At 65.9% G+C, this 13,076-nt stretch carries 10 protein-coding genes; 6 read left to right on the plus strand and 4 right to left on the minus strand.

Annotation, left to right across the window (positions count from 1 at the left end; translation table 11 throughout):
• Window positions 1-133: 133 nt before the first annotated feature.
• The gene (locus CS006_RS07765) at window positions 134-1,609 is read right to left on the minus strand and encodes an MFS transporter (RefSeq protein WP_100511305.1); all 1,476 of its coding nucleotides are present in this window, start codon (window positions 1,607-1,609) and stop codon (window positions 134-136) included.
• A 203-nt stretch (window positions 1,610-1,812) separates the two neighbouring features.
• Window positions 1,813-2,988, minus strand: coding sequence for a pyridoxal-phosphate-dependent aminotransferase family protein (locus CS006_RS07770; RefSeq protein ID WP_165777292.1), 1,176 nt, complete (start codon window positions 2,986-2,988; stop codon window positions 1,813-1,815).
• A gap of 130 nt (window positions 2,989-3,118) precedes the next feature.
• Here CS006_RS07770 and CS006_RS07775 point away from each other — a divergent pair, with 130 nt between their 5' ends.
• Window positions 3,119-4,252, plus strand: a complete 1,134-nt coding sequence (locus tag CS006_RS07775) for an ROK family transcriptional regulator (protein WP_165777293.1) — start codon at window positions 3,119-3,121, stop codon at window positions 4,250-4,252.
• A gap of 281 nt (window positions 4,253-4,533) precedes the next feature.
• Here the strand turns inward: CS006_RS07775 and CS006_RS07780 are convergent, their stop codons facing one another.
• On the minus strand, window positions 4,534-5,850 hold the full coding sequence (locus CS006_RS07780) for an O-acetylhomoserine aminocarboxypropyltransferase/cysteine synthase family protein (protein WP_100511306.1): 1,317 nt from the start codon (window positions 5,848-5,850) through the stop codon (window positions 4,534-4,536).
• A gap of 366 nt (window positions 5,851-6,216) precedes the next feature.
• Between CS006_RS07780 and CS006_RS07785 the strand changes: the two genes are divergently transcribed.
• The 3 genes from CS006_RS07785 to CS006_RS07795 are packed head-to-tail and all read left to right on the plus strand — an operon-like array spanning window position 6,217 to window position 9,705.
• On the plus strand, window positions 6,217-6,699 hold the full coding sequence (locus CS006_RS07785) for a YraN family protein (RefSeq protein WP_243386917.1): 483 nt from the start codon (window positions 6,217-6,219) through the stop codon (window positions 6,697-6,699).
• Window positions 6,699-8,234 (plus strand): YifB family Mg chelatase-like AAA ATPase, encoded by a 1,536-nt coding sequence (locus CS006_RS07790; protein ID WP_100511226.1) that lies wholly within the window; start codon window positions 6,699-6,701, stop codon window positions 8,232-8,234. The genes CS006_RS07785 and CS006_RS07790 overlap by 1 nt, the downstream gene beginning before the upstream one ends.
• Before the next feature lie 19 nt (window positions 8,235-8,253).
• Entirely contained in the window at window positions 8,254-9,705 is a 1,452-nt protein-coding gene (locus CS006_RS07795) for a DNA-processing protein DprA (protein WP_100511227.1), read from the plus strand.
• A gap of 4 nt (window positions 9,706-9,709) precedes the next feature.
• On the opposite strand, the gene CS006_RS07800 is transcribed toward CS006_RS07795, so the two are convergent.
• The gene (locus CS006_RS07800) at window positions 9,710-10,048 is read right to left on the minus strand and encodes an MGMT family protein (protein ID WP_423734835.1); all 339 of its coding nucleotides are present in this window, start codon (window positions 10,046-10,048) and stop codon (window positions 9,710-9,712) included.
• 49 nt (window positions 10,049-10,097) lie between these two features.
• Here CS006_RS07800 and CS006_RS07805 point away from each other — a divergent pair, with 49 nt between their 5' ends.
• Complete coding sequence (locus CS006_RS07805; RefSeq protein WP_100511228.1) at window positions 10,098-11,960, plus strand: FAD-binding protein; 1,863 nt, start codon at window positions 10,098-10,100, stop codon at window positions 11,958-11,960.
• A 149-nt stretch (window positions 11,961-12,109) separates the two neighbouring features.
• The gene (locus CS006_RS07810; protein WP_165777295.1) at window positions 12,110-13,069 is read left to right on the plus strand and encodes a succinate dehydrogenase/fumarate reductase iron-sulfur subunit; all 960 of its coding nucleotides are present in this window, start codon (window positions 12,110-12,112) and stop codon (window positions 13,067-13,069) included.
• Window positions 13,070-13,076: the final 7 nt, after the last annotated feature.

A 13,076-nucleotide genomic window follows, 5' to 3' on the forward strand; every position in this document is an offset into this window, starting at 1 on the left:
GGCCATGACGGCCCTGCTGGTTACCAAACTACGGAAAAACGGATGCCCGCCATATCATGCGTGGGACGGAAAAACGATGACGGCCCATCATCCCCGAGGATGATGGGCCGTCATAATCAACGTCGTGATCGGGCTAACGACGCCGTGCGCGGATGCGGAAGGCGAAGGCCAACGCCACGAACGCGGCCAGACAGATGAGAATCATGGCGGCGAACGTCCACGCACCGCCGACCGCAGTGGCGTGCGCGAATGCCGGCGTGCCTTCCCCGCCGGCACCGGCCTGGGCGATGGTGAGGATGGTGGAGAACAGCGTGGTGCCGGCGGCTCCACCGAACTGCAGCATGGTGTTGAAGATGGCGTTGCCGTCCGGAGTGAACTGTGCGGGGATGGCGCTCAGGGCACTGGTCATGATGTTGGAGTAGCCGAGCGCATAGCTAAGTCCGAAGATGAAGTAGAATCCGGCGAGCGTCGCCGGGGTCAGGCGCATGGAGAAGACGAGCAGCAGCACCGGTCCGATGATGGCCACGGCAAAGGCCGAAAGAATCGGACGCGTGGGGCCGAATCGGTCGTAGAGCACGCCGCCTACGGGCGCGAAGAACGCGCCGATCAATGCGCCGGGCAATACGAGCGCGCCGGCGAGGAAGGCGCTGGTGCCAAGCGATAGCTGGGCGAGGTTGGTGATCACGTAGCCGAATCCGATGCCCACCACCGGCAGTATCGCATAGGCCAGCAGATGCAGCAGCACCACCGGGTCACGCAGGATGCCGAGTCGGATGAGCGGCGAGAACGACCGTCTGGACGAGTATCCGAAGAACAGCAGCGACAGCACGCCGATTGCAAGGCTTGCGCCGGCAATGCCCGCCGACTGTGCGAACGGGGCACCGTTGACGGCCTCGCTGATGGCCACTCCGGCCTGGTTCAACGCCATGATCAGTCCAGCCAGGCCGAGCACGATGGCGAGGAACTGCAGCGGATTGAGCTGTGCGAACTGGGTGGGCGTCTTCTGCTCGATGCACAGGAGCCCCACGATGAGCGACACCACCATCACCGGCAGGATGAGCACGAAAATCGCACGCCATGGCAGCACGCTGGAGATGGCGCCGCCCACGGTGGGTCCGATGGCCGGGGCCACGGTGATGACGAGGGATCCGACGCCCATGAGCCGACCGATCTTCGTCCGCGGCGACTGCTCGAGGATGATGTTGATCATCAGCGGCGTGGCGACGCCCGAACCCACGCCCTGGATGATGCGGGCCACGATGAGCACCGGGAAGCTGTGGCCGAAGATCATGATGACGCATCCGACTACGGCGAGAACGACCGCGGCCACGAAGATGGCCTTCAACGGGAAACGTCGTTTGAGATACGAGCTGATGGGCATGGTGACGGCCACCGACAGCAGGTATATGGTGGTGATCCACTGCACGGTGGCGGTGCCGACGTTGAGCTCCCGCATGAGTTCGGGGAACAGCACGGTCATCACCGTTTCGGTCAGGATGCCGAAGAACGCCAGCGAGCCGACGGCGAAGATGGCGCCTATCAGCTTGCGCGGTATTCTTTCGTCGGATACGGCTCCCGCCGTTCCGCCGTCCCCCGAGGGGGGCGTCATCGTTTCGTGTTCCACCTTGGGCCGCGGTTCCTTCACGATTCCATCCTTACGTCACATCATCGGAATTTCGAAACGCTCTTCGTTACGCCCATTACGGATCCCATCCCTGAGGGTCCATGTCATCCACTGCGAGCCGGTACAAAAGCATGGAGCAGTGTAGCAGCACGGGCGAGACAAGCGGCACGGCCCGAGGCACTCGGCGTCTATGCCTCGAGGGCCGCCTCCAGTCCGGCGGTCACGTCGACCGGATGGCCGAGCTCGGCGAGCGCCGAGCCGAGCACGCCAAGTGCGGTGACGACCTTCTGCCGGCTGGCGGTGTATCCCATGTGGCCGATGCGGATGAGGCGGCCGGCCTCGTCGCCGAGGCCTCCGGAGATGTGCAGGCCGTATTCGTCGTCCATGATGCCGCGCAGCTTCCGATCGTCGATGCCGTCGGGCACGGTGACGGCGGTGACGGAGTTGGCCATGTTGGCGTCGTCATCCACCCATAGCTCCAATCCCATGGCGCGGACGCCGGCACGGGTGGCCCTGGCCGCGCGTTCGTGACGGGCGATGGACGCATCGATGCCGCCCTCGTCCATGATGATGTCCAATGCGGCCTTCAGCCCGTATATCGACGAAATCGGCGGCGTGTACGGCACATAGTCGCGCTCCACCCACTGCCGCCACGGCAGGAACGACAGATACGAACGTTCGTATCGACCGGTCCGTGCAGTGACGGCCTCGGCACGCTCCCATGCGCGACCGCTCAGGGCGACCAGCGACATGCCGGGCGTCGATCCGAGGCATTTCTGCGTGCCGGTGACGCATACGTCGACCCCCCATTCGTCGAACCGCACATCGGAGCCGCCAACGCCGGAGACGGAATCGACGATGGTGAGCACGCCACGCTCATGGCATTCGCGGCAGATGGCCTCCATCGGGTTCTCGGAGGCGGACGGGGTCTCGGAGTGCACGAAGGCCAGAACCTTCGCGTCGGGATGCCGATCGAGCGCCCCGCGCACCTGGTCGATGGGCACGGACGTGTTGTACGGCACGGCCACGTCGACGACGTCGCCGCCGTAGGCGCGCAGCACCTTGGCGTACCCGGCTCCATAGTAGCCCGACGCCAGGTTGACGCATACGTCGCCGGGCTCGACGAGGTTGTAGGCGGCCATCTCCAGCCCGAGAATCGACTCGCCCTCGATCGGCAGTACGCGCCCGTTCGTCTTGAACAGCTTCGACAGGTCGGCGCTGACCGACAGCATGAGTTCGACGAAGTTGTCGGTGCGGTGGTGCACCATCTGCTGGCCCATCGCGGCCAGCACCTGCGGATAGACCGAGCAGGGGCCCGACGCCATCATGAGGTCGGGGATGCGGGTGCGGAATTCGGTGGTCATGATGCCTCCTATCATTCGAGACGTTCACTCATCGTCATCGTAGTCGCGGAACATGAACGACGACACTTATCGAAAGGTTGCTCGAAGAAGTGCCGTCAGCCGATACAATGGGCGATGGAAAGGCTTTCGATTGGCAACTGCAACCACTGCGCAGGTCAAGCTGCATAACCGACACCAGGTACTTGACTACATCTACCGTCACCACGGCTCGTCCAAGCAGGACATCATGCGCGACCTCGACATGAGCCTGCCGACCATCACGCAGAACCTGCGCGACCTCGAGGCCGAGGGGCTGATCCAGCGTGGTGGACTGTTCAAATCGACGGGGGGCAGGAAGCCGCAACGATACGTGTTCAACAGCCAGGCGCGATTGTCGATCGGCGTGCGCATGACGGCGAAGCAGATCATCGTATGCGCGGTGAACCTTCGCGGCGCATGCGTCAAGCGCGCCAGCGGACGCCTGCCATACGCGCATTCGGCGGCGTATTACCATCGCATCTGCCAGTTCGTCAACCAGTTCATCGACTCTCTCGGCGTGCCGTCACGGACGATTCTGGGGGTATCGTTCTGCATGCAGGGCATCGTCTCCTCCGACGGGCAGAGCATCACGTTCGGCGAGATCCTCGGCAATACGGGACTGACGACCGATACGTTCAGCCGCGAGATCGACTATCCGTGCACGTTCATCCATGATTCAGACGCATCCGCGATGACCGAGCTGTGGCTCGACCCGAAGATCGACAACGCGCTGTGCGTGTACCTCGAACCGTACATGGGCGGCGCCATCATCATCGACGGGCGCCTGCGTCAGGGCAGCAGCATGCGCAACGGCACCATCGAGCACATGACCCTGGTCAAGGACGGAGCCGTCTGCTACTGCGGACGCAAGGGATGCCTCGACGCATACTGCTCGGCGAGGGTGCTGACGCAAAACCGCGAGGAAAGCCTGGAGGAGTTCTTCAACCAGGTGCGCGACGACGAATACACGCATCGCCGCGTGTTCAACATCTATCTCGACAACCTCGCGCTGGCCATCAAGAACATGCGCACCGTGCTCAACTGCGACGTGATCGTGGGAGGGCAGGCCGGGCAGTACTTCACCAACGACGACATGGCGGACCTCAAGGCCCGCGTGCAGAGGCTCGACTCGTTCCCCGACTGCGAGTTCACCATACGAAAGAGCGCCTGCACGACCGATCAGGACGTGCTGGGCGCGGCGCTGACCTTCGTGGAGCGGTTCATCGACGAGGTCTGCGGGCGGTAGCCGCGGCAGGTCCCATATGGACCGCCGCGAACGGAACCACATATACGTATATATACGTCCAACGCATACGGAAAGAGGCCGAGGATACCGGCGATCGGCGTCCTCGGCCTCTTGTCCGCATGTCCGCCCCTTGCAGGAAAGGCCTACGGCGCGGACATCGAAGGGAGATGTACGTGTCTTCGGACGAAGGCACGATGACAGGGGCCCGACGCCATCCCCCAACAACGCCGGGCCCCGTGCATTTTCAGCCGGGAGTAAGGTTCCCCCATCGTCCTTTCGGACTACTTGGCCAGACCGGACTCACGCACGGCGGCGAAACCGGCCTTGAGGTCATCGAGGATGTCCTCGATGTTCTCGGTGCCGATGGACAGACGGATGGTGCCCTGGTGGATGCCCTGGTCCTCGAGCTCCTCCAGCGTCTCCTGGGAGTGCGTGGTGGAGGCCGGGTGGATGACGAGGGACTTCACGTCGGCCACGTTGGCCAGCAGGCTGAACAGGTGCAGGTTGTTGATGAACACGCGTGCCGCGTCCTTGCCGCCCTTGATGTCGAAGGTGAAGATGGAGCCGGCGCCGTTCGGGAAGTACTTCTTGTACAGCTCGTGGTCGCGACGGCCCTCGATGGACGGGTGGGAGACGGACTCGACCTCGGGCACGGTCTGCAGGTACTCGACGACCTTCAGCGCGTTCTCGACATGACGCTCGACACGCAGCGACAGCGTCTCGGTGCCCTGCAGGAGCAGGAATGCGGCGAACGGGGACAGCGTGGCGCCGGTGTCGCGCAGCAGGATGGCGCGGATGCGGGTCACGAACGCGGCGCCGCCCAGGGCCTCGTAGAAGTTCAGGCCGTGGTAGGACGGATCCGGCTCGGTCAGGGTCGGGAACTTGCCCGGCACCTCGGCCCAGTTGAACTTGCCGCCCTCGACGACGACGCCGCCCAGCGTGGTTCCGTGGCCGCCGATGAACTTGGTGGCGGATTCCACGACCACGTCGGCGCCGTGCTCAAGCGGACGGAACAGGTACGGGGTGGCGAAGGTGTTGTCCACGACGACCGGCAGGTGGTGCTTGTGGGCGATGGCGGAGATGGCCTCGAAGTCCGGCAGGTCGGCGTTCGGGTTGCCGAAGGTCTCGAAGTAGACGAGCTTGGTGTTCTCCTGGATGGCGTCCTCGAAGTTCTGCGGGACCTCCGGATCGACGAAGGTGGTGGTGATGCCGTCGCGCGGCAGCGTGTGCTTGAGCAGGTTGAAGGTGCCGCCGTAGATGTTCTTGGAGGAGACGATGTGGTCGCCGGACTGGGTGATGTTGCGCACGGCGTACTCGACGGCCGCGGCGCCCGAGGCGACCGCGATGCCGGCGGTGCCGCCTTCAAGGGCGGCGATGCGGTCCTCGAACACGCCCTGGGTGGAGTTGGTCAGACGACCGTAGATGTTGCCCGGGTCGGCCAGTCCGAAGCGGGCCTCGGCGTGGTCGAAGTCATGGAAGACGTAGGAGGTGGTGGCGTAGATCGGGACGGCGCGGGAATCGGTCGCCGGATCGGCCTGCTCCTGGCCGACGTGCAGCTGCAGGGTTTCGAAACGGTAGTTCTTGTTCTTCTCAGCCATGATGGTGAGCTCCTTCAAGTTCGTGTCTGGCTTGTTTTTGGTTGATGACTGTGACAATATCCGCTCGAAGCCCCTGTTTTCAAGCCAAAACGGGCTTTTGGCTATCAGGGTTGGTTATAGCCTTTTCCCAGTCGCATGTTCCCCAATGGTTTGTCGACGCCTGGGTGCGGCCGGTTTTCCCGCGGTTTTTTCATGACACGCCGATGGCCTCCCGCGCGCCGGCGGATTGTGGACACGGGGCCGGACCATCCACATGCGGCCGGGCGTACGGGCCGGTCGTCCACATGCGCCGGCCAAGGGTGGCACGGTTTTCCACATGCACCGAAAACCATGCCGCGCCGGCGACGATTGTGATGGACTCGAACCATGAACCGAACATCATCCCTGCAGACGGCGCAAGACGCCAGAGCGCATGCGGCCGCCACGCCGACGCATGCGCCGCAACATCTCATCCAACTCACCATGCAGCTGCACCGGCCGGGGCTCACTCCACGCCAGCTCGGTCGCATAGGCGAGGACTACGCGGCCCTGTGGCTACGGAACCGCGGCTGGACCATCATCGACCGCAACTGGAGATCCCGGTACGGCGAACTCGACATCATCGCCATCGACCGTGTGGGGCAGCTCGCCTTCGTCGAGGTGAAGACCCGGCGCAGCGCGCATTTCGGCGCCCCGCAGGATGCCGTCGACGCGCACAAGCGCATGGCGCTGCGGCGGGCCGGACTGCAATGGCTGCAGGAGCACGGCCGTGACGTGCCGCACATGGGCATGAGGTTCGACGTACTCGCCCTCAGCGTGCTTGCCGGACGCAGGGCCCCGCAGATCCGGCACATACCGGGGGCGTTCTGATGGCCATCGGATCCGTGACCTCCGTGGGCCTCGTCGGGCTGAAGGCCTTCACCATCACCATGCAGGCGTACGTCTCGCCCGGACTGCCGTACTTCTCCATCATCGGCCTGCCCGACACTTCGCTTTCCGAAGCGCGCGAGCGGGTCAGGTCGGCCTGCTCCTCGACCGGGTTCGCATGGCCCCAGACGCGGGTGACGGTGAACCTCTCCCCCGCCTCGCTGCCGAAAAGCGGCGCGAGCCACGACCTGGCCATCGCGGCGAGCGTGCTGTGCGCAGGAGGGGCCATACCCCATGACGTCCTGGAGCATACGCTGGTGATGGGAGAGCTGCGACTCGACGGCTGCGTGCTGCCGATCAACGGGCTGCTGCCGATACTGCTGCACGCGCGGGCCTGCGGAATCCGCCGGGCGTTCATCCCGCAGGGCAACCTCGACGAGGCACGGCTCGTGACCGACATCACGCTCGTGCCCGTCCGCCATGTAGGCGAGCTCATGGAGCATCTGGGCGGCCGTGCGAAATACCGCATACCGGACGACGCCGGAGCCTTCTCCCCTCCCACGTCCATCGAGGACGGACTGCGCGAGAGGGAGGTCCCCGACATGCGTCAGGTCATCGGCCAGGATCATATCAAATGGGCGTTGGAGGTGGCGGCGGCCGGTGGGCATCACATGATCATGGTCGGGCCGCCGGGTGCGGGCAAGACCATGCTGGCCTCCCGTCTTCCCGGCATCATGCCGCCGCTGAACGAACGCCAGCAGCTCGAGGTGGCGTCCATACGCTCCATCTGCGGAACGCTGCCGTCCTATGGCATATGCGACGTTCCCCCGTACGAGGCGCCCCACCACACGGCGAGCGTCGCATCCCTGGTGGGCGGCGGCGCGGGCATCGCCAGCCCCGGCGCCATATCCCGCGCGCATGACGGGGTGCTGTTCATGGACGAGGCGCCCGAGTTCCAGCCCCGTGTGCTGCAGACCATACGCGAGCCGCTGGAGACCGGCTTCGTCTCCATATCACGCGCCAAGGGGACGGCGCACTATCCGGCGAGGTTCCAGCTCGTCATGGCCGCCAACCCCTGCCCGTGCGGCTTCGGCTGGGGCAACGGCGAGCGCTGCGTATGCAGCGTCAAGGAACGCACCCGGTACTGGAACCGGCTGTCCGGCCCGATTCTGGATCGCATCGACATTCAGGTGACGGTGCCGCCGATATCGGATCTCACATCGGAGAGGAACCGTCCGAGCGAGTCCAGCCACGACATCCGTCTGCGCGTCATTGCGGCGCGCCAGGCCGCCGCCGAACGGTACCGCATGCATGGATGGCCCTGCAACGCCAAGGCCAGCGGAGAATGGCTGCGCGCCAACACGTCGCGCAAGGCCATGGCCCCGGTCGCCGCCGCAGTGGAGGACCAGCGCCTGAGCCTGCGCGGCGCGGACCGTGCCCTGCGTCTGGCATGGACGCTCGCGGACGTGTCCGGACGCACGTCGCCGGGCCCCGAGGACGTGGCCTGCGGCATATCCATGCGTACAAGGCTGCAATGAAACGAGAAGGGAAACGACCATGACCGACGCCTCGACCCTGCCGCTGGACGCCGACACCCTGGCGATGGCGGTGCTGACCTTCTGCGGCGACGGACCGGATGCACTGATGTTCGCCGCCCTCAAGGGAGCGGCAAGCCCGCGGCTGCTGCTGACGCTGATAGCACGGACCGAATACGCCGCATGCCCTGCGTGGCTGCTCGGCGATGACGAGAAAGGAACCTCGCGGGCTTCGGACGCCTGCGGAAACCCGACGGATCCGGCGGTCGATTCGCAGCTCGACCGCATATTCGCCACCGGACTCACCCGCTGGGGACGAAGGGCGGACCTCCAGGCCATGAAAAGCTTCCACACCGCCGTGGCCCGTTGGCGGCAACGGCTCGCCCGCATGCGGATCGAATCGTTCGGCAGACTCGCCGACCAGCTCACCTGCGGCGGCGGCCAATGGCTCATCTCGCCATCGTCTCCGCAATGGCCCGGGCAGCTCAACGATCTCGCCATCCGTTCGGACTGGGCACCGCCGTTGTGTCTGTGGGGCATGGGCGACCCGTCTGCCCTGACGAGCTGCGAGGCGCCCGTGGCAGTGGTCGGCTCCCGCGAGGTGACCGACTATGGGCGGTATGTGGCACGGAACGTGGGACTCGAGGCGGCGCGCCACGGCCATCTGGTGGTCTCGGGAGGCGCAATGGGAGCGGATGCGGCGGCCCACTGGGGCGCGATCGCGGCCCAGGACGAGCGTATCGCCGGCGACGACCCCGACCATGCCGGACGCACGGTGGCGGTGTTCGCCGGCGGCCTCGACCACCGCGGTCCCGCGCGCAACATGCCGTTGTTCGACGCCATCGTCGAACATGGCGGCGCGCTCGTCAGCGAAATGCCGCCCGGCACCATACCGGAGGCCCGCAGGTTCCTGCTGCGCAACCGCATCATCGCCGCGATGGCCGGGACCATCGTCATCGCCCAGGCGCGTCACCGGTCCGGGGCGCTCAACACCGCCACATGGGCGGCCGAGATGAGCCGTGACGTGTACGCGGCGCCCGGCGACATCGACGAGCCATACAACACCGGATGCAACCGGCTCGTCCATGACGGCAAGGCCACGCTGCTTGCCTCGGCCACCGACATCGGCGACATATGCCATGCAGGCCATGACCCGCTCATCCGACCCGTCGCCGAGAGGAACGCACCGCCGGAACCCCGCGACGAGGAAGCCGGGGAGACGGGGACGGACGGAACGCTGAACCGCCAGCAGAGGGCCGTGGTCACGGCCATCCGCAGCTGCCGTCGACGGCATGTAGCCGCGACGCCCGACACGATACTCGACTATCTCAGACGCCGGCACCCCTCATGGCGTTGCAGCGCCGCCACGGTGCAGATCACATTGGCGGCCCTGGAAACCGCCCGAATCATCGACATGACCGGACGCGATGGCATCCGGCTCGTCACATCCCGCCAGCCGGACGCGACGGCCTAGCGGATCAGGCCCGCCAAAGACAGCGTTCCAGGTCGACGCGCCAGCCGCCCGCACCGGCGTTCACGCCGTCCGCGGGCGGCACGAACACCACCCCTTCCTCCTCGAGCAGGGTTCTCTGGCGCTCCGGCCCTCCGAACGCGAATCCCGGGGCAAGCGATCCATCGCGGAACACCACGCGATGGCAGGGGATCACGCCGGGCTCGGGGTTGGCGTGCAGCGCGAACCCGACGAACCGCGCGTTGCGCGGGGCGCCGGCAAGCGCCGCCACCTGACCGTATGTGGCGACCGTGCCACGGGGAATGCGCCGCACCACGGCATACACTTTCTGCGAAAACGTCTCCATGAACCCCATTATGGCCGTTACGGCCCGGCCTTGTGCGACAATCGTGGGTATGAGTCCGAAGCAGTTGGAAACACACTATGATGCGGTAATCGTCGGAGCCGGCGCGGCGGGGTTGTCCGCCGCATTGGGATTGCTCCGATCCGAGGCCTACGAGGCCATGCGGGCGGAAGGCAGGGAGCCGGACATCCTCGTCGTCTCCAAGCTCCAGCCGCTGCGTTCGCACACCGGTTCGGCGGAGGGCGGCATCGCCGCGAGCCTGGGCAACATCGAACACGACGACTGGCACTGGCACCTGTACGACACCATCAAGGGCGGCGACTGGCTGGTGGATCAGGACATGGCCGCGATTCTCGCCGAGGAGGCGCCTCGCACCGTCATCGGACTGGAGCATGACGGCGTGGCGTTCTCCCGCAACGAGGACGGCACGATCGCCCAACGCCTGTTCGGCGGGCATACGGCGAGGTTCGGCGAGCAGCCGGTGCACCGCACCGCCTACGCCGCCGACCGTATCGGCCATCAGATCCTGCATTCGCTGTGGCAGCAGTGCGTGAAGGAGAGAGTGCGGTTCGCCGAGGAATGGTATGTCAGCGACCTCGTCGTCACGCGCGGGGATTCCGGCGCCGCCAAGGTGCGGGGCCTTGTGGTGCTCGATACCCATTCCGGCAAGGTGCACGGCATCCACGCCGACAACGTCGTGCTGGCGACGGGCGGCGCCGGCAGGCTGTTCCACACCACGTCGAATTCGTGGGATCTCACGGGCGATGGCATGGCGCTGGCCCTCGAGGCCGGGCTGCAGCTGGAGGACATCGAATTCGTGCAGTTCCATCCCACCGGCCTGGCGCATACCGGCATCCTGCTGTCCGAAGCGGCGAGAGGCGAGGGAGGCCGTCTGCTCAACGCCGACGGCGAGCATTTCATGGACCGCTATGCCCCCGGTCACGGCGACCTTGCCGCCCGCGACGTGGTATCCCGCTCGATCATGGCCGAGGTCGACGCCGGCCGCGGCGTCGCCGACCCGAAGGATCCGGACGGCCCCAAGGATTGCGTGTGGCTCGACCTGCGGGCGTTGGGCCGCGATACGTTGAAGTCGAAGCTGCCCGAGGTGTACGAGACCGTTCGCCAGTACGCGGGCCTCGATCCGGCGGAGGATCTGGTCCCCATCAAGCCGACGGCGCACTACACGATGGGTGGAATCCCCATCGGCGCCGACGGCAATGTGTATGAATTCTCCGATGGCGCCCGCCACGGCGTGGATGGCCTGTTCGCCGCCGGCGAATGCTCCTGCGTGAGCGTGCACGGAGCCAACCGTCTCGGCGCCAACTCCCTGCTGGACGCCTGCCTGTTCGGCACCCGCACCGGCCGGAGCCTGGCCGCACGCATCGCCGAGTCCCGGGACGTCGACGAGGATGCATACCAGACGGTGGACGAGGCCGCGACCCGTCGTGAACATGCCATCAAGGCGCTGCTGGCCGGTGCTCCGCAGGATGCTGCCGACACCGGAGACGCCGATGCCGGCGCGGACAACGCCTATCGCCTGATGGCGGATCTCGGCGCGCTGATGGAGCGGGCCGCCGCAGTGCGCTGCAGCCATGACACGCTCACCGAGGCGCAAGCCGCCATCGAACGCGATCTGCTGCCCCGCGCCGAACGGCTGACGGCGCACAGCGACACCGCGGCGTTCAATCAGGAGGTCACCGCCATCATGGAGGTGCGGCATCTGCTCGTCGTCGCGCAGACCATGCTCTCTGCCGCCGATGCGCGCCATGAGTCCCGCGGCGCGTTGTTCCGCACCGACTATCCCTCACGCGACGATGGGCGTTTCCTTGCGCATTCCATGGTCGGCAAGAGCCAGGAGGTCCTGTGGCAGCCGGTCACCATCACCGACTATCCGCCGAAGGCACGCGCCTACTAGCGGACGCATGACGAGCGCGGCTCATGGGCCCTTCCCGCGCGCCGCGCTCGTGAACACTCATTGATGATTGCGTCGTCCCGGCCCGCCATCGCCGGGACGACGCTAAACTGTGGTGACGGAAAGCAACTGTATTGAGGAGAACCAACGAAATGACCATTGCCGCGGCAGAACGCATGCTCTCAGTGACCCTGCGAGTCGCACGCTTCACCCCGAAACCGGAGCGGCCGGGCCGTCGACGCGGCGGCAGCCCGTTCGGTTCGAAGTCCCCGTTCGGCGGCGACGGCTCCGAGTCCCGTTCGAACCGTGTTCGCGGCAAGCGCTGGTCGCAGGACTACACCGTCCTCGCTCATGCCGACGACTCGGTTCTCGACTGTCTGCTGGCCGTCAAGCGCGACCAGGACCCCTCCCTGGCGTTCCGCTACTCGTGCGGCCATGGCATGTGCGGCTCGGACGCCGTGGCCATCAATGGCACGCCGACCCTGCTGTGCACGGCGAAGGTGCGCGACTGGGCCCGTCCGGACTCCCCCGAGTACGCCAACGAGGACGGATTCCGTCCCACCGGCGAGCCGCTGGACTCCTCCGAGCATGCCATCGATCTCGATGCGCTCGCCCCGGACACGCCCCTGGTCATCGAACTGGCGGCGCTGCCCGGATTCCCCACCCGTCGAGATCTCATCGCCGACATCGATCCGATGCTTGACCAGATCCGCAGACTGAAGCCCTATCTCGAGGCGAAGAACGAGTTGAAGACCACGGCCGAGGGCAAGGTCAATGTGTTCGAGTATCTGCAGCATCCCGATGAGCTGGCGCGATACGAGCTGCTGAGCAACTGCATCGCCTGCGGCGTGTGCGAGGGCAGCTGTCCCGTATATGCGGGCGGCGAGGCGTTCGTCGGTCCGGCCGCCATGATCATGTCGTCGAGATTCCTCAATGATTCGCGTGACGCCGCGTTCCAGGCGCGTCTCACCGCCCTGATGGGTCCGGACGGCTCGGCGGCGTGCCAGTCCGTGCGCGCCTGCTCGATGCATTGCCCGAAGGGCATCGACGTCGGCGAGGAGCTGTGGCAGACCATTCAGAAAGTGGATGCGGCGAAGGCGCAGTTGCAGTAGGTTGGAA

It is taken from the genome of Bifidobacterium primatium (assembly GCF_002802875.1).
Classification (GTDB): Bacteria; Actinomycetota; Actinomycetes; order Actinomycetales; family Bifidobacteriaceae; genus Galliscardovia; species Galliscardovia primatium.

Coding starts and splice junctions, on each gene's coding strand:
- CS006_RS07765 (WP_100511305.1), bottom strand. CDS start 1,609: ATGACGCCCCCCTCGGGGGACGGCGGAACGGCGGGAGCCGTATCCGAC.
- CS006_RS07770 (WP_165777292.1), bottom strand. CDS start 2,988: ATGACCACCGAATTCCGCACCCGCATCCCCGACCTCATGATGGCGTCG.
- CS006_RS07780 (WP_100511306.1), bottom strand. CDS start 5,850: ATGGCTGAGAAGAACAAGAACTACCGTTTCGAAACCCTGCAGCTGCAC.
- CS006_RS07785 (WP_243386917.1), top strand. CDS start 6,217: ATGAACCGAACATCATCCCTGCAGACGGCGCAAGACGCCAGAGCGCAT.
- CS006_RS07790 (WP_100511226.1), top strand. CDS start 6,699: ATGGCCATCGGATCCGTGACCTCCGTGGGCCTCGTCGGGCTGAAGGCC.
- CS006_RS07795 (WP_100511227.1), top strand. CDS start 8,254: ATGACCGACGCCTCGACCCTGCCGCTGGACGCCGACACCCTGGCGATG.
- CS006_RS07800 (WP_423734835.1), bottom strand. CDS start 10,048: ATGGAGACGTTTTCGCAGAAAGTGTATGCCGTGGTGCGGCGCATTCCC.
- CS006_RS07805 (WP_100511228.1), top strand. CDS start 10,098: ATGAGTCCGAAGCAGTTGGAAACACACTATGATGCGGTAATCGTCGGA.
- CS006_RS07810 (WP_165777295.1), top strand. CDS start 12,110: ATGACCATTGCCGCGGCAGAACGCATGCTCTCAGTGACCCTGCGAGTC.